This window comes from Rahnella victoriana (genome assembly GCF_004330295.1).
GTDB lineage: Bacteria > Pseudomonadota > Gammaproteobacteria > Enterobacterales > Enterobacteriaceae > Rahnella > Rahnella victoriana.
Genome location: NZ_SJOJ01000071.1, coordinates 1 through 632, shown reverse-complemented (window position 1 = coordinate 632; position 632 = coordinate 1). Strand labels below are relative to the sequence as shown.

Sequence of the window (632 nt, the reverse complement as noted above, 5' to 3'; positions counted from 1 at the left end):
GATTGTGTCGAAAAAGGCACCGGCATCGTGGATAAACCGGCGATCCCGGTCGGGCAACTGGCGATCCCGGCCAATGTTCCCCCTGGAACCAAGGTGTGGGAATCCAATGACATCAACGTGACGGCCTATTGCGACAACGTGCTGGGGTCGATCATTGACGTGGTGCATTTCTACTTCAACCCCAAATCCCAGTCGATTGGCGAAGGGTTGTTATTAGGCGTCAGCTATAACGGGCAGGATCTGGAACAAAACGAGCAGCGCCTGAGCACCAACAGCGAGCCGATCAAAAAAGGACAAAATGTGACGGTGAATGTCACGTTCCGTCTGTATATCAAAGTCAGCGGCAATGCGCCTTCCAGCGGACATTATCAGGGAGCCGACCAGTTTACGGTGTTTCAGCTCGATGGTAGCCAGGGCATCAATAAAACGCCGGGGGCGAAGAACCTCAAATACAACCTGTCAGGGCTGCAGGGGATCCGCTTTCTGGCCTGCGGTTCCGACCTGAAGGTGTACCCGGAATCCCAGATTGTGGATTTCGGCGCGATCCAGTCAACCACCTTATCGCGCTCGTCCGGCATTTCGCTGCCGTTTGCCATCAAAGCGGTGAAACAGGGGTGTCTGGATAATTTCTC

General features: G+C 54.4%; 1 protein-coding gene. It reads left to right on the top strand.

What is annotated here, in order from left to right; genetic code table 11:
- Positions 1 to 632 (top strand): fimbrial protein (locus tag EYY67_RS24335; protein WP_131694614.1); only part of this gene is annotated, 632 nt, incomplete at both ends.